Annotated in this window: 17 protein-coding genes, 1 tRNA gene, 2 pseudogenes and 1 riboswitch; of the genes and pseudogenes, 10 read left to right on the top strand and 10 right to left on the bottom strand. The window is 34.2% G+C overall.

Going from position 1 to position 23999, the window contains the following annotated elements; all coding sequences use genetic code 11:
* Positions 1-430 precede the first annotated feature (430 nt).
* Complete coding sequence (locus ACGH49_RS06215) at positions 431-5329, top strand: AAA domain-containing protein (protein ID WP_411588653.1); 4899 nt, start codon at positions 431-433, stop codon at positions 5327-5329.
* A 246-nt stretch (positions 5330-5575) separates the two neighbouring features.
* On the opposite strand, the gene thiQ is transcribed toward ACGH49_RS06215, so the two are convergent.
* The 5 genes from thiQ to rluD all read right to left on the bottom strand — a co-directional run bounded on the left by thiQ (position 5576) and on the right by rluD (position 11260).
* Entirely contained in the window at positions 5576-6289 is a 714-nt protein-coding gene (gene thiQ, locus ACGH49_RS06210) for a thiamine ABC transporter ATP-binding protein ThiQ (RefSeq protein WP_411588652.1), read from the bottom strand.
* Positions 6267-7844, bottom strand: a complete 1578-nt coding sequence (thiP, locus tag ACGH49_RS06205) for a thiamine/thiamine pyrophosphate ABC transporter permease (RefSeq protein ID WP_411588651.1) — start codon at positions 7842-7844, stop codon at positions 6267-6269. Before thiP ends, thiQ begins: the two co-directional genes overlap by 23 nt.
* Positions 7845-7858: 14 nt before the next feature.
* The gene (gene thiB / locus ACGH49_RS06200) at positions 7859-8854 is read right to left on the bottom strand and encodes a thiamine ABC transporter substrate binding subunit (RefSeq protein WP_411588650.1); all 996 of its coding nucleotides are present in this window, start codon (positions 8852-8854) and stop codon (positions 7859-7861) included.
* A gap of 40 nt (positions 8855-8894) precedes the next feature.
* Positions 8895-9002, bottom strand: a riboswitch (TPP riboswitch).
* A 507-nt stretch (positions 9003-9509) separates the two neighbouring features.
* The gene (pgeF, locus tag ACGH49_RS06195) at positions 9510-10280 is read right to left on the bottom strand and encodes a peptidoglycan editing factor PgeF (RefSeq protein ID WP_411588649.1); all 771 of its coding nucleotides are present in this window, start codon (positions 10278-10280) and stop codon (positions 9510-9512) included.
* A gap of 5 nt (positions 10281-10285) precedes the next feature.
* On the bottom strand, positions 10286-11260 hold the full coding sequence (gene rluD / locus ACGH49_RS06190; protein WP_411588648.1) for a 23S rRNA pseudouridine(1911/1915/1917) synthase RluD: 975 nt from the start codon (positions 11258-11260) through the stop codon (positions 10286-10288).
* Between the two features lie 92 nt (positions 11261-11352).
* On the opposite strand from rluD, the pseudogene bamD reads away from it, so the two are divergent.
* Positions 11353-12075, top strand: a pseudogene (bamD, locus tag ACGH49_RS06185) (outer membrane protein assembly factor BamD); the annotation flags it as partial.
* A 353-nt stretch (positions 12076-12428) separates the two neighbouring features.
* On the opposite strand, the gene ACGH49_RS06180 reads toward bamD, so the two are convergent.
* Positions 12429-12716 (bottom strand): hypothetical protein, encoded by a 288-nt coding sequence (locus ACGH49_RS06180; RefSeq protein WP_411588646.1) that lies wholly within the window; start codon positions 12714-12716, stop codon positions 12429-12431.
* A gap of 683 nt (positions 12717-13399) precedes the next feature.
* Positions 13400-13476: transfer RNA gene (locus tag ACGH49_RS06175), tRNA-Arg, on the bottom strand.
* Positions 13477-13778: 302 nt separating this feature from the next.
* On the opposite strand from ACGH49_RS06175, the pseudogene ACGH49_RS06170 reads away from it, so the two are divergent.
* A pseudogene (locus ACGH49_RS06170) lies at positions 13779-14540 on the top strand (IS5 family transposase).
* 67 nt (positions 14541-14607) lie between these two features.
* On the opposite strand, the gene rep reads toward ACGH49_RS06170, so the two are convergent.
* On the bottom strand, positions 14608-16638 hold the full coding sequence (gene rep, locus ACGH49_RS06165) for a DNA helicase Rep (protein WP_411588644.1): 2031 nt from the start codon (positions 16636-16638) through the stop codon (positions 14608-14610).
* 104 nt (positions 16639-16742) lie between these two features.
* Positions 16743-17669, bottom strand: a complete 927-nt coding sequence (gene dusA / locus ACGH49_RS06160; RefSeq protein ID WP_085165494.1) for a tRNA dihydrouridine(20/20a) synthase DusA — start codon at positions 17667-17669, stop codon at positions 16743-16745.
* 175 nt (positions 17670-17844) lie between these two features.
* On the opposite strand from dusA, the gene ACGH49_RS06155 reads away from it, so the two are divergent.
* A complete protein-coding gene (locus ACGH49_RS06155) occupies positions 17845-17997 on the top strand; it encodes a DUF5362 family protein (protein ID WP_411588643.1) in 153 nt (50 codons plus the stop codon).
* Positions 17998-18233: 236 nt separating this feature from the next.
* Here ACGH49_RS06155 and bamE read toward each other — a convergent pair whose 3' ends face one another.
* Positions 18234-18650 (bottom strand): outer membrane protein assembly factor BamE, encoded by a 417-nt coding sequence (bamE, locus tag ACGH49_RS06150; protein WP_411588642.1) that lies wholly within the window; start codon positions 18648-18650, stop codon positions 18234-18236.
* A 194-nt stretch (positions 18651-18844) separates the two neighbouring features.
* Between bamE and ACGH49_RS06145 the strand changes: the two genes are divergently transcribed.
* The 6 genes from ACGH49_RS06145 (at position 18845) to ACGH49_RS06120 (ending at position 23999) form a co-directional block, all read left to right on the top strand.
* The gene (locus tag ACGH49_RS06145) at positions 18845-19456 is read left to right on the top strand and encodes an FKBP-type peptidyl-prolyl cis-trans isomerase (RefSeq protein ID WP_411588641.1); all 612 of its coding nucleotides are present in this window, start codon (positions 18845-18847) and stop codon (positions 19454-19456) included.
* A 355-nt stretch (positions 19457-19811) separates the two neighbouring features.
* Positions 19812-20111, top strand: coding sequence for a hypothetical protein (locus ACGH49_RS06140; protein WP_411588639.1), 300 nt, complete (start codon positions 19812-19814; stop codon positions 20109-20111).
* Positions 20112-20269: 158 nt separating this feature from the next.
* Entirely contained in the window at positions 20270-21091 is an 822-nt protein-coding gene (gene dapB, locus ACGH49_RS06135) for a 4-hydroxy-tetrahydrodipicolinate reductase (protein WP_411588638.1), read from the top strand.
* Between the two features lie 7 nt (positions 21092-21098).
* Positions 21099-21596, top strand: coding sequence for a tRNA adenosine(34) deaminase TadA (gene tadA, locus ACGH49_RS06130; protein WP_411588637.1), 498 nt, complete (start codon positions 21099-21101; stop codon positions 21594-21596).
* A gap of 130 nt (positions 21597-21726) precedes the next feature.
* Complete coding sequence (gene hpt / locus ACGH49_RS06125; RefSeq protein ID WP_411588636.1) at positions 21727-22266, top strand: hypoxanthine phosphoribosyltransferase; 540 nt, start codon at positions 21727-21729, stop codon at positions 22264-22266.
* A 17-nt stretch (positions 22267-22283) separates the two neighbouring features.
* On the top strand, positions 22284-23999 hold the full coding sequence (locus tag ACGH49_RS06120) for an autotransporter assembly complex protein TamA (protein ID WP_411588635.1): 1716 nt from the start codon (positions 22284-22286) through the stop codon (positions 23997-23999).

Genomic DNA, 23999 nt, shown 5'->3' with positions numbered 1-23999 from the left:
CTGTTTAATATTTTCATGAAGTTCAATATATAAAGTTCTATTAAATTAAGTTTTTAAAATTTATTAATTATATTTCAGATATTGTATTCAAATTCAACAATATCATAAAATCATTCACTACAATTAAGTTTGTTTAAATTTGAACCTAAACAGATTAAAAAACAAAGTTTATTAACAATAGTTACTAAGATAAAATAAATTAAATAAAATTCCATACCGAGCATTTATCAACTGTTTTCCACTTATAAAAAATACTATTAATGTATTATAAGTGATTTGAGAATTTATTATATCTATACAGATTTCTTATTTTAATTTGGATAAAACACTTAACATAAAGTTAGATTAAGATTTTATTTTGTAATTCGATAACATTTTATGAACCATTTAAAATTTATTTGAAAAAGTAAACAACGCGGAAAAACCTAATATGAAAACAATGAATATTCAATATGAACGCATTTCTTCTCTGATTGAGTTTACCAAACAAACAGCCTTATTAAATAAATCACCTGTAAAGAGTATTTCTAAGCACAAAAAGGAATTCTGTCGTCTTGAAGAAGAAATTAGGGGGCTTCCAGGAATAACTTTTAATTGCCATAAAGTCGAATTTGATGAAATTTGGATCTGCATAGATAGATTACGGGAAACCACTCCACCAATTCCCGAAAAAGAACTTCTTAAACTATGGATCGATCTGTCCGAAGATCCCAACAAAGAACCATCTATCAAAGTTCACATTATACGCCAATCACTTATAGATATAGGGGCACTAACCATTACATCAACTAATTCTATTACAAATGGTGAAATAGTTGAAGAAACTGATGAATCTCTTCTGATAAAATTTAAAGACTTTCATGATAAACAATTAGTTAAAGAACAACTTGAGTTGTACATTGAAGAAGAATGGAAACCATGGGCGACAAAAGAGAAAGAAAATAGAAAAAGCATAAAACTGTACTCAGAACTATTTATGTTATCTCAAAAAATACAAGGTAATTTAGCTGATGCACAACTAGAATTGGTTTTAGGAATAGGTATTGCTTTGTGGAAGTTACCTACAGGAGATATTTCATATCCCCTATTGACCCAATTAGTCGAAATTTCACTCAATAAAAAAACAATGGCTTTAGAAATAAGACCTAGTTCATCAAAACCACAATTAGAAGTTGATATATATGAATCACTGTATAACCCCTCTATAACTAAGCTTGTAGAAGAAAGCAAAAAATTTTTTGAGTCAACAGGTAGTATTCTCAATCCTTTTGATTCAAATACCTTTGAGCCATTACTAACGTATGCCTCCATGCATTTAGATTCATCTGGTACCTATTGGCCATCACGAACCGGCTCAGATGATCGCTCACTACCAAAATTAACAGATAATTTAATAATTACTGATACTTGGGTTCTACTGGCTCGCCCGCGCACAAATAATATGCTGATTCATGATCTGGGACGTTTTGAAAACAAATTGAGTATAAATCATTCTGAGCCTCTATCAAATGTTATATTATCTTTAGTAACAGAACCTTCTTCAGAGAAAAAAGAGGTAAATCTCCCATCATTTCGTGGTTTATCTATGGTTAGCGGTAGCATTGATTACAATAAACAAAACATTGTTCATACATCAGAGCTATATTTTCCAATGCCCTATAATGATGAACAAGTTAAAATTATTCAAATGTTAGAAGTTTATAACGGAGTGGTTGTACAAGGCCCCCCCGGAACAGGAAAAACACACACTATTGCAAACGTAATTTGTCACTATCTTGCATCTGGTAAACGGGTATTAGTTACTTCAATGAAAGATCCGGCACTTGCCGTTTTGCAAGAAAAAATACCAGAAACCATTCGACCTCTGACAATCAGCTTGCTGACCAGTGAAACAGATGGTTTGAAACAATTTGATTTTGCGATAAATAAAATTTCCACAGAAATATCTTTAATTGATCCAAGAGATTATCGAAAGAAAATTGAGGATATTGACAACCAAATTGATTCTCTACACGCTCGCATTTCCAAAATTGATAAAGAAATTGCAAATTGGGCAAGTCTAAATCTCGATAAAGTACAAATAGATGAAGAAACTATTACACCTAATGATATTGCCAAAGAAGTTGCAGATAATCAAGATACAATAAAATGGTTCACAGATATTATAACCATTGAGCCTATTTACAAACCCCGATTTGGAAATACCGAAATATCCAAATTACGTGAAGCGAGACAAACTGTAAATGACGACTTAGTTTACCTAGGAAAACATATTCCAAAAATTGACAATTTTCCCACATCAGAAAATTTACTGCATGTTCATCAAGATTTATTACGCCTAAATGAATTAAAAGCTAAAGAATCTGGTGGAGCTGTGCCAAGTATAGATCACTCTACTCCTGAAGACATGAAATTAGCAGATGCAATTGAAAAGATATCAAGTCTCAGGCAGTTACTTCAAGAAATTGATAATGCTCAGCAAACATGGACTAGCGATTTGCAACAATATTTACGTTGTAATTCTAACAATAAAATTTTAGATTTGTTTCTAGAGCTTAAAAATGAAATTTCTACAGTATTAGTTGTACGTACGCAATTTTTACATAGACCAGTAATATTAACAGAAGACTTTGAATCCAATACTGAATTAGTAGAAGCAGTTAACAACTTATCCCAAGGTAAGAAGCCATTTGGATTGATTGGTATATTCAAAAAAACAGAACAAAAACGTATATTGAACAACATTATGCTTGTTGGTTCAAAGCCTTCTTCTACTGAAGACTGGAAATATATATTTAAATTTTTAAGATATAGACAATCGTGTAAGAACCTACTTATTCGATGGAATGCTTTAGCCGATGAACTTTCTATACCAAGATTACCTCTCAACCCAGAACATTTAATTGAAGCGGAAAAAATTATCAAACTATACGATAAAGTTGCTTTGATTATTGATCATGAATCACAAATAAAAAAATTATTGAATCATCTTTTTTCTTCTTGGACTAAAGCATCTCAAATACCTTATACCTACGAGATGATTAATTATTTTGAAATTGTATTTCAACATCATTTACAAAAATACCGTCTAGCAGAAACTTTGATGATAAAAGAATCTTTGTTAAACGCGATTATAGATTGTGAAGGTGAAATTACCGAACATATTAGAGAATTCCTAAGCAAGTATCTAGGTAATTCGAAATATAATAATAATGACATTCAAGCCAAATGGTCTCAATTGATGGAGAAACTTCGCAAAATCCATTCTTTCTCAGAGCATTACAAAACAATTTCCAACATAACTCAGATGATTGAAGCTTCAGGGGCTAAAAAGTGGGCGAAAAGGTTACGCAATGAACCCCATATTGGTACTCATGATCAATTACTTCCAAACAATTGGCATAAAGTATGGCGTCTATGCCGTTTAGCTAATTTCGTCGATAAAATTGATGCCCGCAAAGATTTGAAAAGACTATCAAAGTTACGAACGGAGCTTGAAATTGATTTAGTAAATTTTTACAAAGATGCTATCAATAAACGTACATGGCTGCAGATTGCAGAAAATGCCACACCAGAGGTTCGCTCTGCATTAGAAGCATATAGAGCAGCAATCAATAAAATAGGAAAAGGTACTGGTGTTCGTGCAGCTCGATATCGTCAAGATGCACGTTCAGCTGCTGAAAAAGCCAATAATGCTATTCCTTGTTGGATTATGCCACACTATCGCATTTGTGAATCATTGCCTTCTAATTTTGAGGAATTTGATTTGGTTATCATTGATGAAGCCTCTCAATCAGACTTAATAGCTCTGCCTGCAATTTTAAGAGCAAAAAAAATATTAGTAGTTGGAGATGATAAACAAGTTTCTCCTGAAGGTATTGGTTTAGAAGAAGAGAAAATCAAAAATTTGAAAACTCGCTTTCTCTCAAAACAAGTGGAAACCTACCGTCCTATGATGACACCAGATCGATCCATATACGATTTATTTAAGGTGGTCTTTGCTCAAAGTTCTGTAATGCTAAGAGAACATTTTCGTTGCGTAGCACCAATCATAGAATACTCAAAACGTGAATTTTACAATAATGAATTGAAACCTTTACGTGTTGCTAAAGCTTTAGAGCGTATTGACCCACCACTTATTGATGTATATGTGACTGACGGTTATCGTAAGAATAATGTCAACCTATCTGAGGCTCAATTTATAGTTGATGAAATTCAAAAAATTGTAGAAACACCTAATTTCAGAGGACGAACTATCGGTGTTGTATCACTTTTAGGTAATGATCAAGCATTGAAAATCATGCAAATGCTTAATGAAAGATTAGAAGAAGAAGTGATTATGCAATACAAAATCACTTGCGGTGATGCGCGTACTTTTCAGGGAAAAGAAAGGGATATTATGTTTTTATCAATGGTTGTTGTGCCTGGTCATGTTCAAGCACAAACAAGAGATATGTTTGCGCAACGTTTTAACGTGGCTGCTTCTCGAGCTCGAGACCGTATGTATTTAGTACGTAGTATTAAGATTGATGAATTAAGCAAAGCGGATCTATTGCGCTCTAAACTAATACAACATTTCCAAACTCCGTTCATCCAAAATGAAGAGAAATTAGAAATTTCCCGTGAACTTTGCGAATCCCAGTTTGAGAGAGAAATGTTTGACATTTTGGTTTCGCATGGTTACCGTGTAATTCCACAAGTTCGTGTTGGTTCATATAGAATTGATATGGTTGTAGAAGGTGAATCAGATAGCCGCCTTGCAATTGAGTGCGATGGTGATAAATACCACACTCCAGAACAATGGCCTAGAGATATGCATCGACAAAGAATTTTGGAACGAGCAGGTTGGAAATTTTGGAGATGTTTTGCATCAACATTTAATCGTTATAAAGAAGATGTTATTAAGGATTTAATTAATACGCTTACTGAATATAATATTTATCCATACAGTACTAGTGCCCCAATTAGCAACGTTTATACTGAATATAGGGAGGTGACCACATTATCTACTCAAAAGAAAAACAGTAAGGTTACCGATGTAACAATAAACACAGATCAAATAAAAAAATGTAGCCCAAAAGAGCCAAAGGCAACAGATATTGTGGAAATTGGAGATTTAGTTCATTATATTGATGTTTCAAAACCCAATGATATTATTACCGTACAGATAACTAAAGGAAAAGATGATTTTTCTAATGGGATTATCAATGAAAGTCGCCCATTAGCACAAACGCTACTTGGGGCAGGAGTTAATGATGAAAAAGTTCTCCATCTTGTAGGGAAACAATCTAGAACTTTTAAAATTATAAAAATTTATCGATCGCATTAATTTATTATTATGTTTGATTAGATTTATTTTTAATAAAAAATGTAAATACCTCTTTCGATGAATATAAAGGCTAAAGGAAAATATAATACTACGTGTTTTTGTATTCCTCGAGTTATTTTTATAATTGATAGGGTATTTACAATATACTGCTATGTACCTTGATTTAAGTTTCCAATAAAAAACATTGTAAAAATGTTTTAATAACTAAATTGTTAAGAAAGAATAGCAACCAGAATTTTATTTACTTTATTTATTTTTATCATTCTTTAATCCAATTAATTTTGCAAAAACACTATTTTTAGGTTGCATAAGTTGGTTTGGTAAACCATAAAAAACGATCTGCCCATTATCCACCACCAAACAACGAGAAAAATAACTAAGCGAATCATTAAGATTGTGTGAGACCATCATTAATGTCAAATCGAGCTCATCGCAAATTTGATCAACTAATGCTAACATCTCAAAGCGTAATGCTTGATCGAGAGCTGAAAATGGCTCATCTAACAATAAAATAGGTCGGCGTTGAATTAAACAACGAGCTAACGCAACACGTTGACTCTGACCACCTGAAAGTTGTTCGGGATAACGATTATTAAAACCAGTTAAACCAACTTTAGCTAACATATCATCTATTGTTTGGCGTTCCGATGTATTTAGTTTTAAACAAGGCTTTATACCTAAGCCAATATTTTGTTCAACATTTAAATGATCAAATAAATTATTATGTTGAAATAAAATCGAAACAGGCCGCTTTCCTGGTTGAGTGTGAGTCATATTGTGATGATTAAGTAAAATTTGCCCATAGTTTGGTGAAATAAACCCAGCAATCAAGCTTAACAATGAGCTTTTACCTGCACCACTTGGCCCAACAATAACCACCTTTTCTTTTGCAGTAATTTTGATATCAAAATGCATTTTAAAATTATCATATTGATAATTAATTTGATTCAGTTCGATCATAATCTATCACAACCAGTAAACTAAAAGATAATATTAGCAATAATGCAGCAGTTACAGCACTTTCATGATAATGATAATACGATATTTGCTCATATAAATAATAAGGTAATGTTGTGACTGACTGTCCACCAAATAACGCAATAATACCAAAATCACCCAATGATAATATTGCTGAAAAGGCAAAACTTTGGATAATTAACTTTTTTAGTGCTTTATATTCAATTAAATAAAAATGCCAAAAACCAGTAATATTAAGTGACTGGCTTAAGTGCCAATAGCGTGATGTAACATCATACATTGGTGCAGCGAGGTTTTTTAATATAAATGGCAGTGCCATTAAACTGTTACAAAGCATCGTCAAAACACAAACAAAGACAGAACTATAAGCGTATGGAAATAACAATAAAAACAGACCTGACGCCAGCACCATGCTTGGAATAATTAAAATCAGCGATCCAATTAACATTAACCGATTACTCCATTTTATTTGCTGATTAATCAATAATCGGCTGTTTGTATAGAGTAATAATAAAGCTAGTAGCATAGCAATACTAGCTGACCCAAAAGCAATTAGTAAAGAAAACATAACTGCACGTTGAAAGGCCACTGAAAAAAATGACCACTGAAAAAAATAAATACCTTTTATTAATATAGTTATGATGGGTAGCAAAATAAATAATGCACCAATAACAATAATAACAAAACTCGACAAAATTAAGTTAAACGAAACAGGTAAACGATAACTTTGCTTAACATATTGAGTGTTAAATTTATAGCTATAATTAAACTTTTGCATCAACCCCATAAAAAAAGCACAACAAACCAACTGCAAACATGCTAAAAGCACGGCTTGTATCAAATCAAATTCACGGATGGATTGATAAATGGCAACTTCAAGTGTGGTATATTTAGGTCCACCACCTAGAGCCAATACAATAGCAAAACTAGAAAAACAAAGCATAAAGATTAGCGATGCCATAGGTAGCAACTGTCGACGCAACAGTGGCCATTCCACCACTTTAAAATAAGTAAAACTCGAAAAATTCAATTGAGCAGCTAATTGTTTGTGTTCGACTGGTACACTATTTAAGGTTTGATAAAACAAGCAACAAGCATAAGGGAAATTAAGAAATATATGTGCCAATAAAATACCTTTTAAACCATAAATGGATATCACAAAAGGCAAACCTAAATAATGACAAAACGACGCTAATAAACCATGTTGCCCATAAACAGATAATAACCCCGTTACCACAACCAACGTAGGAAATATAAAGGTGATAGGCATAATGCGTAGCAATAGATTTTTACCCCAAAAATTGACTATCGATAGGGCTTTAGCCATCAATATTGCCAATAACACAGATAGCAATGTTGATAACGTTGCTTGAAATATTGTTATCCAAATAACATGTAATAAATAACTATCAAAATAGACAGTTAAATTATTAGACTCAAAAGCAACTAAACAAAGCGCAAATAGTGCTGAACCTAATACAACTAAAATCAAGCTTGCAGCACTAATGCCAGGGATTAACGTTCTTAATTTCAACATTATACTGAATAAAACTATTTACTAATGGTGGATTTCCATTCACGCACCCAGCTCTTTTGATTATTTTTAACTTGCTTAGCATCAAACTCGAGTGCTTTATTGACTGGTTTAATTTGCTGAAAAGCTTCAGGCAACGTTATATTAATAATCGGATACATGAAATTTTTTTCAGCAAATTGACGTTGTACATCAGGCGTTAATAAATATTGTAAAAAAGCACGTGCCAATTCGGGATGCTGACTATACTTAGTAATACCCGCAACTTCGACTTGACGATAATGCCCTTCGTCAAAAATAGCAGCAGCATAACGATGATCATTATCATTCATAATATGTGCAACTGGCGAAGTGCTATAACTAAGCACAAAATCAGCTTCGTTTTTTAAAAATAGACCATAAGCTTCGCTCCAACCTTTAGTCACTGTCACAGTATTATTCGCTATTTTTTGCCATGCAGATGCGGCATCATTGCCATATATATTTTTCATCCAAAATAATAAACCTAACCCGGGGGTACTGGTTCGTGGGTCTTGATAGATAATTTTCCAGTTAGCTTTATTATCAACTAGCTCATGCATGCTACGTGGTGGATTACTGATTTTTTGTTGATCATAAATAAAAGCGAAATAACCAAAATTATAAGGCATAAAATCACTATCCCACCAGTCGGTATTTAAATTATCTGGTTTAGTGATTTGATGAGGTATAACTATTTTGGCTTGTTTGGCCTGTTCCAAAAGATTATTGTCTAATCCTAAGATCACATCGGCATTACTTCTATTACCTTCAAGGCGCATTCGATTTAATATCGCCACCCCATCACCTAATGCAACAATCTCAATTTCACAGTTACACAGTGCTTCAAATCCCTTTTCAATTTCTTTTCCCGGCCCCCATTCTGAAACAAAGGAATTATAGCTATAAACAGTTAGGCTTGGTTTTACGTTGGCAGCATTTGCCATAAAAGGTACCAATAATACCAAAGATAATAACAATTTTTTACAAAACATTTTGCCTCCAAAATAGCAAATAAAAGACAAAAGGTTTGAGCAAGTGAAATAACTCAAATCCCTCCGCTGGTATGATCCAGTTCAGGTTCGGCGGGTTATGTTATTCTATTTAACATTCTCAGCTCTTCAGGCACCCCGTTGAGAACATAGATTAGTGTAGAGGTAAGCATGAGGCTTGTAAACAACAAAAGTGATATAAATTTAATAAGACTCAAAAAACACATTAATTTATCAAGTTGATTTTAAATTATTTTTATTTTATTCTTGCAACCAAAAATTATTTCACCATTCTAAATGCTCAAAAATAAGTCAATATAAACACCACCAAATCCATCTATAAATTAATTTCAATACTCAGTTACAGGAATATTTGAGCATCAAATAAATGACAATAATAACCCTCGAACGTCATAAAATATGGTGTTTTTTTATAAAAAATCTCAGGTAGGACATAATTTCATTTAAGTTTCATTTTTAATTTTTTTCAATAAAATTAGATGATTAACATGATTTTTTGTTATTTTATGAAATTTACCACAATACAGTATTGGCTTATAAGCAAATATGCTATAAATATTAGCCTAATATAGACATCTTACTTTCCCTATAAAGTGCTTTTAATTTCTTATTCATCTTATTAATTTTAAAAAATAAATCACTCGAACCAGATCATTGATGCCATTCTGCCAGTTTTATTTTCACGCCTATAAGAAAAAAATTTATCCTGTTCAATATAAGTACAATAATCACCACCAAAAATTTGCGTTACTCCTACTGCTTGTAAGCGTTGTTTGGCAATTAGATATAAGTCGGCTAGGTATTTTTGTTCAGTCGGGTTGATCAATTTAAATGCTTCTTGTGCTTTTGGATCAACTTTTTCAAATTGTTGTTTGACTTCAATACCTACCTCAAATTTTTTGACACTAATGGCTGGTCCCATCCACGCGATGATTTTTGATGGCGAGCTTGAGAATTTTTTGATCGTTTCTTCTAATATACCATTACATAATCCCCGCCAACCGGCATGGGCAGCTGCAACTTCGTCGCCTTTTGTTGTGCAAAAAAGCACCGGCATGCAATCTGCGGTTAGTACCACGCTAACTTGCTTAGGTTGATTGGTATATGATGCATCAGCTTCAAAAGTTTGATAAGGATCGATGTTACCTGTTGGGGGTTGTAAAGCAATTTGTGATATATCAAGCACTGTTGTACTGTGAGTTTGCGTTAACCAATACGGTTCGCTTGGTATTTTTTCGGCTTGAATAATTCTTCGTAGGTTTTCAGCAATATGCTCGGAATTATCACCGGTTCGATTTCCCATATTTAAACTTGCAAATGGCGCTAAACTGACGCCACCAGTACGTGTTGTAGTAAAGGCATGAATTTTTTTTGGGGCTGTCCAATATGGGTAAATCGATTTAATCATATTTGTCACCAATCTAGTTCGTCTCTGTGCCACTCGGTATCTTCTTGTAAAGATTTAATTAATTTTTGCATATCTTCAGGAATAGGCGCATGCCATTCCATTTGTTCACCTGTTATAGGATGATATAAGCGCAACATGGTAGCGTGTAATGCTTGGCGATTAAAATCGCGTAAGGTTTGAATAAAAGATTCACTAGCTCCCTTAGGTGGTCTTGGTCTTCCACCATAGAGTGGGTCACCAATTAGTGGGTGAGCAATGTGTGCCATGTGCACACGGATTTGATGTGTTCGCCCTGTTTCTAAACGTAACCGCAAACGAGTATGTAAGCGATATTTTTCCATCACTCTGTAATGCGTAACCGCTGGTTTACCCGTTGGGAATACAGCCATATGAGTACGTTTGGTTGGATGACGGGTGATAGGCTGATCAACTGTCCCTCCTGCGGTAATAATCCCCATAACTACAGCTTCATATTCGCGTGTAATTTCGCGTAGTTGAAGTGATTCGACCAAGTGTGTTTGCGCCATAATGGTTTTAGCTACAACCATTAGCCCTGTTGTATCTTTATCTAGGCGATGCACAATACCTGCGCGTGGCACGCGTGCTATATCGGGATAATAATGCAATAATGCATTTAATACCGTACCATCAGGATTACCTGCTCCTGGATGCACAACTAAATCACGAGGTTTATTGATCACTAAAATATCACTATCCTCGTAAACAATATCAAGCTTTATATCTTCGGGTTGATGATAAATTTCTTGTTCAATTTCGGCATTAATAGTTATTATTTCACCACCGAGTACTTTTTCTTTAGGTTTATTAACGATGACATTGTTGACAGCAACTTTATTATTAGTAATCCAATCTTTTATCCTTGAGCGTGAATAATCAGGAAAAAGCTCAGATAATGCTTGATCTAAACGCATTCCTAGTTGACTTTGTTCGATTTCGGTTGATAATATTAACTCATTCATATGTAATTTATCTATTTTAAGCTGTTATGTTTTAGAGTATTATATACCAATCATCGCCTTTAATGTTTAATTATATTTGGATCAAAAACTGAATGAAATTGCGTTTACACTCTTTGTTAGCTATTGCTCTAAGTGGCATGCTAATTGGTTGTACTTCTTCCAAGCCCGATGTTGAGCGTTTACCTGAAATTGAACTTCATAACAAAGCGAAGTCAGAGCTTGAAAATGGTAATATTAAATCCAGTATTACTATATTAGAGGCTTTGGACAAGAATTATCCATTTGGTCCGTATTCCCAACAAGTCCAACTTGATTTGATTTATGCTTACTATAAATCAGCCGATTTACCGTTAGCAATTGCGTCAATTGACCGCTTTTTGAAATTAAATCCAACGCATCCTAATATTGATTGGGTTATTTATATGCGAGGTATTTCAAATATGGCGCAAGACGACAATATGCTCCAAGGCTGGTTTAATGTTGATCGTTCAGATCGCGATCCGGATTACGCTTCTGCTGCGTTTAAGGACTTTACTTATTTACTGTCAAGCTTCCCAAATAGTCAATATGCAGCCGATGCGCAAAGACGCCTTGTATTTTTGAAAAATAGATTAGCTCGCTACCAGTTAAAAGTTGCGCAGTTCTATACAAAACGCGGTGCTTATATAGCAGTCATTAATCGTGTGACGCAAATGCTGGTTATGTTCCCAGATACCGATTCAACTAAAGAAGCGTTACTTTTGATGCATAATGCTTATAATGAATTAGGCTTAGTTGATGAAGCCCAAAAAGTTGATCAGCTGATTCAAGCGAATCTTGAAAACATGCCTAAAGAAGAGCAACGTTCATTTTTATCACACTTTACCACTGTTTTTAATGGCGGTTAAGCTGTTTTATAATTAAGATTCTACCTTTTGTAGTTTACCTACCTTTAATTGCTATTTAATCAAACTTAAATAGCAATTAATTTAAGTTATTGTAACCCTTTTTAGCTTAAACTTTTAAAGTTTAGTCTTTTATCTGAAACATTCTATTTATAACACCTCATAACACAAAAAAACTCCATTAGTCATTAAATAATATGACGCCTATTGAAAATAAAATACTAAGTAGTGTAATTCGTTACGTGAGTTGTGTACTAACTGTGAGGTATTTACAATAAGAATTTTTAATTGATACGATAATTATTAAACATTTTAACAAATAGATGTTCACTTGTACTTTGATATTCACGTCCGTTATCGGAATAAATACATGTAGTGATATACGGACATTGGGCTAATATATCATTTTGCAGAAACTGTGCTACGCTAAATTGGGATTTATCAGGGTAAATACCTGCATAGAGCTCACGTGAAAAATCATCAATGTCGACAAAATAAATATTCTCTGGTTTGTTGTTTTGTTTAATTTTTAAGTAAAGGTAAACGCTTGGTATGAACGTGTAGCATTTCATCCGGATAGGCCTACAGCTTATGAATTAAAACAAAGTATTGACCACAAAGGTAACTATTAAGATAATGGTATAAATACCCATAGTAAGTACATAACTCACCATGGGTATTTACAAAACTGAGAACTTGTTAAATTAAATTTTCTGTAAAAAATATTCAGCATCCTATACCGTTTAGTGGCTAATTAAGAATTAATAGTATCTATTTGTTAAGAAGACTTCAATGTGATAGGTACGATTAAATCGTTCGATATAACCTTTCGCCAGTTGGATATAATCAACTTGTTATACCATGTGATTTGTTCAATGAGTAACTTTATTATTAAATGATAAAGCTGTTAAGCTATAAAAAACAAAGGTTCATAAAACAGCAACTATGTTTTTGTAAGTGCGAATAATAACCCTTTAAAAGATATTGATCGAGGAGTCTTTAATTGCACCAAGAAAATTTGTAAAACTGATAATTCCCATTTTCATAATTTAAGGGTACACACGAGCAAGCAGGAATATCCAAATTTTTACACAGCAAGAATTGGGTGGTTGGGAAACCTTGGAAATGGTAAAAAATACGCTCATATGAACGATGAACATTTAAGTCATTTTTCAAATGCGGTCACAAAATAGAAATAAATATCATCAAGCTCTGAATTTTCCCACTATAACTGATTGATTATTTTAGACTTTAATGGCGTCCCCTACAGGATTCGAACCTGTGACCTACGGCTTAGAAGGCCGTTGCTCTATCCAGCTGAGCTAAGGAGACTTAGATAGGATTTTTTGTTTAGCCACTGTGTATTATATAAAGCTATTTCGATCCGTCAATGATTTTTAATGGTTTATCACATTGGATTGATAAAATATCATCAATTTAATTTCTTATTAGTTTAATTTTGGTTATAAATGTATATCTTATCCTTAATTTAATTTGCATTACAATGCAGATATTTTTTTAATTACTTTTATTCTATTATCTATTAGGGGCGTGTTGATCTTTCGTGATTATTTTTTAGACGGCATGATGTGAGTTATAATAATTCTGCAAAAACAACCATAACTAGATTCATCATGCCAAGAACAATGCTAACAGATAAACGGTGGGAAAAGCTACTACAAATAATGAAAAATACCGGCCGAGTTTATAATAAATCTGAGCATCGGATGACGTTTGAAGGGATCCTTTTCCGAATGAGAACCGGTATTCCTTGGCGAGATTTGCCAGAAGAGTTTGGTGAATGGAGCACCGTCTATAGACGATTTAATTTGTGGTCTAAAAAAGGAATATTAGTTGATATTTTCAAATATTTATCACAACTAGCGGATTTTGAATGGGTGTTCCTAAATGGCTCGATTATCAGGGCTCATCAACATAGTACAGGCGCTGCAACGGAGCATTGTGAGCAAATAGGTCAGAGCTGTGGTGGTAATTCAACTAAAATTCATCTTGCGGTTGATAGTGGTGGTTTGCCTATTTGTTTTGAGCTTTCTGAAGGACAACGACATGATATCACTTATGCAGAAAACCTAGTTGAAAAGCTCGATGAAGTCAATACAGTAATAGCCGATAAAGGTTATGACAGCGAGCTTTTTCGGTGCTTTGTTCGTCAAAAAGGCGGACGAACGGTGATTACTAAACGTAATTATGGTAAGGATATAGATAAAAGCAGTATGGATAGGTGCCTTTATCGCTATCGTCATTTAGTCGAGAATGCCTTTGCTAGAATCAAGTAATATCGTTCAATATCAACTAGATACGATAAGTTGGAAAGGAATTATGCCAGTATGGTATCACTGGCATTTATGTTAATGTGGCTGCCAATGTATTGTTGAGTAATTTATGTACAGCAAAGATCAACAGCCCCTATTAACTTCATCGTTTGTTATTCCTTATTTTATACTAGTCAAAATTTGAATACTTAGCCTTGGCAATTTGCGCTTTTAGCATGGCTAGCCTACTTTGCCCTTGTTGCATTTTTTTTTCAGGTGATAATTCGTTACGCTGATCTTGCCACTCCAAGTCGTCTTGTGGCAGTTCTAATAAAAATCGACTCGGTTCAACTTGAAGGGTTTCGCCAAATTGTTTACGTTGCCGGCTAAAAGAAAAAGTCAGTTCTCGTTGCGCCCGAGTAATACCAACATAAGCTAAACGGCGCTCTTCTTCAATGTTATCTTCATCAATGCTGGTTTGATGAGGTAATAAACTTTCGGACATGCCAATCAAGTAGACATAAGGAAACTCTAATCCTTTAGATGCATGTAGTGTCATAAGTTGTACTTGGTCGAGTTCTTCTTCGGACTCGTTACGTTCTAACATATCACGCAAAGTAAATCTCGCGACAGCTTGTTCAAGTGTCATTGCTTCATCAATATCATCACCTTGCAACATATCATTTAACCAACTGACCAATTGTTCTACATTGCGCATGCGCATTTGCCCAGATGTTGGAGATGATGAGGTTTCATAAATCCAGCTCTCATAATGAATCCCGTGTAGAAGTTCATAAATAGCTTCCATGGGTTCAGTATGAGATTTTTGAATAAGGGCATCAAACCATTGTATGAATTCTTGTAATGACTCCATACGTTTACCTGAAAGCAATTGGGTCAACCCCATATCATGGCTTGCTTGATATAAACTAACACCTCGATGATTAGCCCATTCGCCAAGTTTTTGAATAGTTGCTGGACCAATTTCTCGTTTTGGTGTGTTGATAATACGAATAAACGCATTATCATCATCTGGATTAGTTAATAATCGCAAATATGCCATTAAATCTTTAATTTCAATTCGAGCAAAAAATGATGTACCGCCAGAGATTCGATACGGTATCCGATATTGCATGAGTATCTTTTCAATTAGTCGTGCCTGATGATTGCCACGATATAAGATAGCGTATTGACCATATTGACTGTTATGCGCAAAGCGATGGCCAATAAGGTGATTAATAACTTTTTCGGCTTCATGCTCTTCGCTATCGGCTGAAATAACTTTTAATGTTTCACCATAACCCAGTTCTGAGAAAAGTTTTTTTTCAAAGATATGTGGATTATTTTCGATTAAGATATTCGCCACTTTTAAAATTCGACCCGATGATCGGTAATTTTGTTCTAATTTTATCACTTCTAAATTAGGAAAATCTTGTTTAAGTAATACTAAATTTTGTGGTCGTGCACCACGCCAAGAGTAAATAGACTGATCATCATCACCAACAACAGTAAATTTAGCTCGGTTACCAACCAGTAATTTGATAAATTCGTACTGACTTGTGTTTGTGTCTTGATATTCATCAACCAACAAATAACGAACTTTGTTTTGCCATTTTTCGCGAACTTCTTCGTTGGTTTTTAATAAGAGTGTGGGCAATAATATAAGATCATCAAAATCTAATATACTGCAAGCTTTTAATTGTTTTTCATACAATTGATAGCAGTGAGCAAATAATTTCTCTTTATTCGTCTGCGCTCTTGCCATCGCAATAGTTGAATCAACAAGATCATTTTTCCAATTTGAGATTGTTGAGCGTAATTGATTAATCAGATCCTTATCATCTTCTAACCATTGATGAGTTAGTTCCTTAAGTAGCGCTGTTTGATCATGATCATCAAATAGTGAGAAGTTAGATTTAATTCCCAGATGAGTATACTCTCGGCGAATAATATCCAATCCTAGCGTATGGAATGTTGATATTTTAAGCCCTCTTACTTCTTGTTTACTAAGAGCTTGGGCTATACGTTCTTTCATTTCGCGTGCGGCTTTATTCGTAAAGGTAACCGCAACAATATGGCGTGGTAAATATTCTTTAACACGAATTAAATAGGAAATTTTGTTAATGATAACCCGAGTTTTGCCAGAACCTGCCCCAGCTAAAACAAGGCACGGTCCTGAAACATATTCAACGGTTTTTTGTTGACTTGAATTTAAACGCACAGAATAAAACCATTAGGAAAAATGTGAGCTAGTATATAACGATATACTAGCAGCGCGCAATTAGCGTCATTATTGAGCAAATAAAATTGCTATTTTGTTAAATATTATTTGATGAATGTTAAAGCCTGTTCAACAACCTCGACCCCTGCCCCTTTTTTATGCGCATTTTCGCTAAGATAGCGCCGCCATTGCCTTGCTCCTTTACGTCCATTAAATATACCTAAAGTATGCCGCATAATATGGTTAAGTTGCGCACCTTGCATTAGCTGTTGTTCGATATAAGGGTAAAGTGCTTGAATAGCAGATAGGGGATCAATGATGGGGGTATTTGTGCCAAAAATTTGCGTATCAATTTCAGTAAGTAACAGTGGATTTTGATATGCCTCTCGCCCAACCATCACACCATCAACATGCTGTAAATGGCATTTTATTTCATCAATTGTTTTTATGCCACCATTGATGGCTATAGTTAAATTAGGATAATCTTGTTTCAATTTATAAACACGTTCATAGTCAAGTGGCGGAACTTCACGATTTTCCTTTGGGCTTAACCCTGATAACCATGCTTTGCGCGCATGTACAATAAATGTTTTGGTGTAAGGCATTACCTTTTCAATAAATTGACACAAAAAAGTATAGCTATCGCAATCATCAATACCAATTCTTGTTTTTACCGTGACGGGAATATCAACTTGATCTTGCATCTGAGCGATACAATCGGCAACCAAATTTGGATTTCCCATTAAACAAGCACCAAACATACCATTTTGTACGCGATCCGATGGACATCCCACATTTAAGTTGATTTCGTCATAACCACGTTCTTGCGCTAATTTTGCACATTGTGCTAATGCGTTAGGATCGCTACCGCCTAGTTGCAGGCTAAGTGGATGTTCTTCATTGTTGAAAGCTAAATAATCACCTTTCCCAAATAAAATTGCGCCTGTAGTCACCATTTCGGTATATAGCAATGCTTTTTTTGTTAAAATTCGATGAAAATAACGGCAATGTTTATCTGTCCAATCTAACATGGGGGCAATAGAAAAACGATTTAAACTTGAACTATTATGCAAAAAATCACCTCGGCATTAATTAAAAATGTTATTCTATTTGACACTTTCAAATGGAATAACATAAGGAATAAAAACGGATAAAAATAAGACAAATACCATTTCTTTTCAAACAACTGAATTATTAAAGAAACATATGCATTTTATTGCTACTATGCAACAAATTTTTGATGTTATTTTTATAATTGCAGGCGCTTTTACATGTCTGGGGATAATCACTGCTATTATTGGCATTCCACAAATTATTGCTGGTGTCAAGATTTTTAAATCGGTAAGTGCATTTAGTTGAGCAGCAAATCTTCATAAAGAAGAATATATTGTTGCTGCTATTGAAAATCTACATGGCGATTGAAAATATTTTCTAATTGTATTTGTTATTTTATACATTGCAATTATTATTTCAATTTTTGCCTCTTACAGTGGTAATGGCTACCAATAACAATTATCATTTTAATATTTTTTCGTATAAATGGGCAAATATAACTAAAAACTCATCTCTTTACGAGTTTCTTAGTTATATTTTGGTTAAGATTCAGAATTATCATCATCAGATTCAGTATCAATTGGGTCTGATATACCTTGTTTATTCATCTCTGCTAATGATTTAGAACCAGCTAGCTCTGAGGTTTTGATATCCTTTACAATGCCCATTTCATCGAAATAAACAGCATACGTCCTTTGGCTTACAGTGCCATGCTGAGGTTGTTGACGGAAAACATAATACCAAACGCTATCACCAAAAATGGAAGTTAGCATTGGTGATCCCATAATAAATACGACCTGTTCTTTATTTTGACCAACTTGTAATAGATCAATAGCATCTTGCGTCACATAATTACCTTGGTTAATATCGGGTCGATATACCCAACGTTCAATAACCGAACAACCTGTTAATAAAACACTCGTTATAATTGCAAAGGCGATAGATTTACGAAACAGCATTTAACTTTATCCAAAAAAATAAGATATATATATTATCGCTGATATTTTTCATAAGTGCTAGCCAAATTAATAAATTCTTCCACAGTTATGTTATCAGCAAGTCCTAATATGAATTATCACTTGACTTTTATTCTTGTATCAACCAACTTAATACTGTCATAATAGACGCTATTTTTAAACATCAAAGGTACAAAATGAAACTAGAAACAATAGATCAAAAAGCAAGTTATGCTATCGGTTTGCAAATAGGACAACAACTAAAAGAATCTGGCTTAAATAATTTAGAACTCAACGCATTAAAACTAGCAATGGAAGATGTTTTAGCTGGTAATCAACCGGCTCTACCTTTGCAAGAATTACATGAAGCATTGCGCCATGTGCATGAACAAGCGACCAAAGAAAAGGCCAAACAAGCAGAAAAAATTGCTCAAGCAGGTAAAGATTTTCTAGCAGAAAACATCAAAAAAGATAGCATTAAATCGACTGAATCAGGTTTACAATACGAAATCATCAAACAAGGTGATGGCGCTTTACCAAAAGCAACCGATCATGTGCAAGTTCATTATACAGGGCAACTAATTAATGGTACCGTATTTGATAGTTCTGTTGAACGTGGGCAACCTGCTGAATTTCCAGTCAATGGCGTAATTCAAGGCTGGGTTGAAGCGTTACAACTTATGCCTGAAGGTTCAAAATGGCGTTTATATATTCCTCAAGAATTAGCCTATGGTGCTCAAGGTGCTGGCGCATCAATTCCGCCTTATAGCGCACTGATTTTTGATGTTGAATTATTAAAAGTGCTATAGAGTGATTAAAAGATCATAAATCATAATGGACGCAATTGGTGTCCATTTTAATTGTTTCTTAATGATATAATTTATATAGCCTTTTCTTATGGATAGATCTATGGTTTAACGTGATTCCAAAAGATGTGGTACAATCCGAAATATTTAGTTTTATAACATGATAATACTATAAATCTGTAGTATTACATTGCTTTCCTCTTTTCATTCTCTCTTTAAAAAAAATCATTATAATAACTAACGTATACATAATGTATATATACGCCAGATTGATGCCAAACCTCGATATAATTCGGGGGTTGTCATCAATCTGAATTATTTATAAATAGTTATTTTTTTTAATATAAGGAAGATTTTTATGAAAACTACTATCGTTAAATTTACTGTTACTTTTAAAACAAAGGCGAAGTGGAGCAAAGAAGCAGAAAAAAACAACTTAACATTAGCGAATTGGATTATTAACAAATTAAACTCAGATATTGAATTCGATTGCAATCAGGATGTATTGTTACATAACGATATTCCCCCATCTCAACGATATTTTATATCAGTCACTGTTCCCATAGAATACAAAGGATATTGGGTTTTTTCATCTAGATCAAAGGGGAAAAAACTGAGGGTTTGGATAGTTAATAAATTGAATCATGGTATTGATTAAAATTTGTTACTTTTTTATTTTGTTTCTTTCTTTATTTTTAATGCGCTACTTCCAGGCTAACAAGAATGTCCTAAATATTACCTGTAACAAACGTGTATAAGTTATGTATTTTCCGCTATAATATTTATTTATATTAATAAAAAATTAAGGAAAGTTATATGTCAACAAATATGATTCGTATCGCAATTGCCGGCGCAGGTGGCAAAATGGGACGGCAACTTATCCAAGCTGTTTCGCAAATTGAAGGAGTTACCTTAGGAGCAGCATTTGAACGAGAAGGTTCCTCACTAATTGGTAGTGATGCAGGTGAGCTTGCAGGGATCGGTATTTGTGGCATTAAAGTCACCGATAATCTAGAACAAGCTAAAGATCAATTTGACGTATTGATCGATTTTACGCGACCTGAAGGCACACTCGCCCACTTAGCTTTTTGTGTTGAAACTAAAAAAATGATAATCATTGGCACAACTGGTTTCGATGATGCAGGCAAACAAGCTATTACTAATGCAGCGAAAAACATTGCCATTGTCTTTGCCGCAAACTTCAGTGTCGGTGTTAACTTAGTGCTGAAATTATTGGAAAAAGCCACTAAAATTATGGGTGGTTATACTGATATCGAAATTATTGAAGCCCATCACCGTCACAAGGTTGATGCCCCTTCTGGTACAGCATTAGCTATGGGTGAAGCCATTGCAGATGCACTTGATTGCAACTTAAAAGATCGTGCAGTTTACTGTCGTGAAGGTCATACAGGGGAAAGACCACAAGGTGCTATCGGCTTTGCCACTATCCGAGCAGGTGACATAGTAGGAGAACATACCGCTATCTTTGCCGATATTGGCGAGCGCGTTGAAATTAGTCATAAAGCATCTAGCCGCATGACATTTGCTAATGGTGCTGTTCGAGCCGCATTATGGCTTGCCAAACAGCCAGTTGGATTATACGATATGCGTGATGTCCTAAATCTCAATAATTTGTAATTTGAAAATGTCAGATGAAATCTGGATGCGCCGTGCACTCATGCTTGCTAAACACGCCGAATCGCTTGGAGAAATCCCTGTCGGTGCGTTGATTGTTGATGAAAATAATCAAATTGTCGGCGAAGGATTTAATCAATCCATTATCAAACATAATCCTACTGCGCATGCTGAAATAATAGCGATTGAGCAAGCTGGTAAAAATTTAAACAACTATCGCATAATTAATACCACGCTTTATGTCACACTTGAGCCTTGTATTATGTGCGCAGGTGCCATTATCCATAGCCGTATTAAACGTGTTGTTTATGGTGCTAGTGATTATAAAACTGGTGCAGCTGGCTCATTTATCAATATTCTTGCTCAGCAAGGCATCAACCATTATGCAGAAGTAACTGGCGGAGTGTTAACTAACGAGTGTAGTACTGTTTTGAGCAACTTTTTTAAAAAACGTCGCTTACAAAAAAAATTGGTCAAGAATGGCTGTCAAAAAGTTTCAGGTAACTAGGCGTTTAAGCATAAAATGCTATAGCCTATTCCCATATTACTTTAATAAAAAATTAGTTTTCTTATTCTTTTTATAAAGGAAAATTGTTAGAATCTAATTTAATTTTTAAAAGTTAATTTGAGCATTATTAATGAAAAAACACACATTAGAAATGATGATATCTGCTGATGATATCCAAAAACGTGTAATTGAACTAGGTCAACAAATAAGCCAAGATTATCAACATAGCCAAAATGAATTAATCTTAGTTGGACTTTTACGTGGCTCCTTTATTTTTATGGCCGATTTAAGCCGAGCAATTACCGTCGGGCACGAGGTTGATTTTATGACAGCGTCAAGCTATGATAATGCAGTTGTTAGTAACCGTGACGTTAAAATATTAAAAGACTTAGATGAAGATATCCGTGATAAAGATGTATTGATTATCGAAGATATTATAGATACAGGTAATACACTTAGCAAAGTTTTGGATATTTTAAAATTACGTCATCCACGCAGTATTGAAATTTGTACGCTATTAGACAAACCCTCTCGCCGTGAAGTAAACGTTCCAGTTAAATATATCGGATTTTCAATTCCTGACGAATTTGTTGTGGGTTATGGTATTGACTATGCTCAGCACTACCGTCACTTACCTTATATAGGGCATGTAACATTACTTGATTCTTAATATTATGCGAGGTATATGTGTCTCGATTCTCCTGTTCATTAGGTTTACTTTTAGTTATAACAGCTACGTCAAGTTATGCTGACATGAAGTTAGCCATTAAGGGATTAAAAGGCGATCTTGCTGATAATATTGAGGCACGTACTTCATTAATTACACCTGACAAAATTAGTGATACTCCGAATTTTAAACGTTATTTCGAAAGTGAAGCAAAAAAAGCATTACGCGCATTAGGTTACTACTCTCCTAGCTTTGAATATAACGCACAAAACCCGAAGGTTCTTGTTGTTAATATATCACCTGGCGAACCCATATTAGTTGATCAGCTTAATGTTAATATTACTGGTGATGGGTTGCAAGATCCTGATTTTCAATATTTACTTAAAAATAACTTACCAAAAATTGGCGATGTGTTAAATCATGGTATTTATGAATCATTTAAGAAAAGCCTGCAAAATTTATCACTAAAAAAAGGTTACTTTGATGCCAATATGCCTAAACATCAACTAGCTGTATCTATGTCTGAACATCAAGCCTTTTGGAATATTGATTATACAACAGGTAGACGCTATCGATTTGGTAAAGTTACTTTTCATAATGCCAAAATTCGTGATGACTATTTAGCTAATATTGTGCCGTTTAAAGACGGTGAAGAATATACAGCAGAACAATTGTCATTACTAAATAGACGCCTTACTTCTACAAACTGGTTTAATTCAGTGGTTGTTGTCCCAAATTTTCCTCATCTAACCGAAGATAGAGTTCTTCCCATTGATGTAGAAACCTCACCCCGAAAAAAAAATAATATGGACTTAGGGTTGGGCTTTTCAACAGATAACGGCGTGCATGGTAAGATTGGTTGGAATAAACCTTGGATCAATAGTCGAGGGCAAAGTTTTCAAAGTAACTTATCGTTATCTTCGCCAGAACAATTGGTGACCATGAGTTACAAAATCCCTTTAAAAAAATCACCTTTAGAGCAATATTACACTATTCAAGGTGGTTATAAAAAGATAGATAATAATGATACCTACTCACGTTCTTATACGTTCGGGGCTTTGCGAAACTGGGATAATTTTTATGGATGGCAAACGGCATTAGGATTAAATATGTTAAATGATGACTTTACCCAAGGTGATTCAAGTTTTAAAACATTTTTGTATTACCCATCGCTTAGCATATCAAGAATCCGTTCCGATGGTAGTTTATTAGCAATGTGGGGCGATTCACAACGTTATTCTATTGAAGCAGCTGGAGAACAATTAGGTTCAGATATTAATCTAGTGCGATTTCAGGCACAACAAGCATGGATTCGCTCCTTAAAAAAATCGCATCGATTTATAGCTCGTGGCAATTTTGGCATTATACAAGCGAGCAATTTTGACCATGTTCCACCATCATTTAGATTTTTTGCTGGTGGTGAACGCAGTATTCGAGGTTACAGTTATCAGTCTATTTCGCCTAAGGATAAAAAAGGTAAATTAAAAGGAGCTTCTAAACTCATCACAGGTTCACTTGAATATCAATATAATTTATCTGGATCATGGTGGGGAGCTGCATTTGTAGATACAGGTGAAGCTATAGATAAAGTTGATAAAACTAAATTTTATACAGGAACTGGTTTTGGCATTCGTTGGGCTTCTCCGGTTGGACCAATAAAGGTTGATTTAGCAACACCACTTAACAAAGATACAGGCTCTATTCACCTATACATTGGCTTAGGAAGCGAATTATAA

The sequence above is a fragment of the Gilliamella sp. BG7 genome, from assembly GCF_046635565.1.
In the GTDB taxonomy this organism is placed as follows: Bacteria; Pseudomonadota; Gammaproteobacteria; order Enterobacterales; family Orbaceae; genus Gilliamella; species Gilliamella apicola_P.
This window is presented reverse-complemented; position numbering and strand designations above follow the sequence as displayed.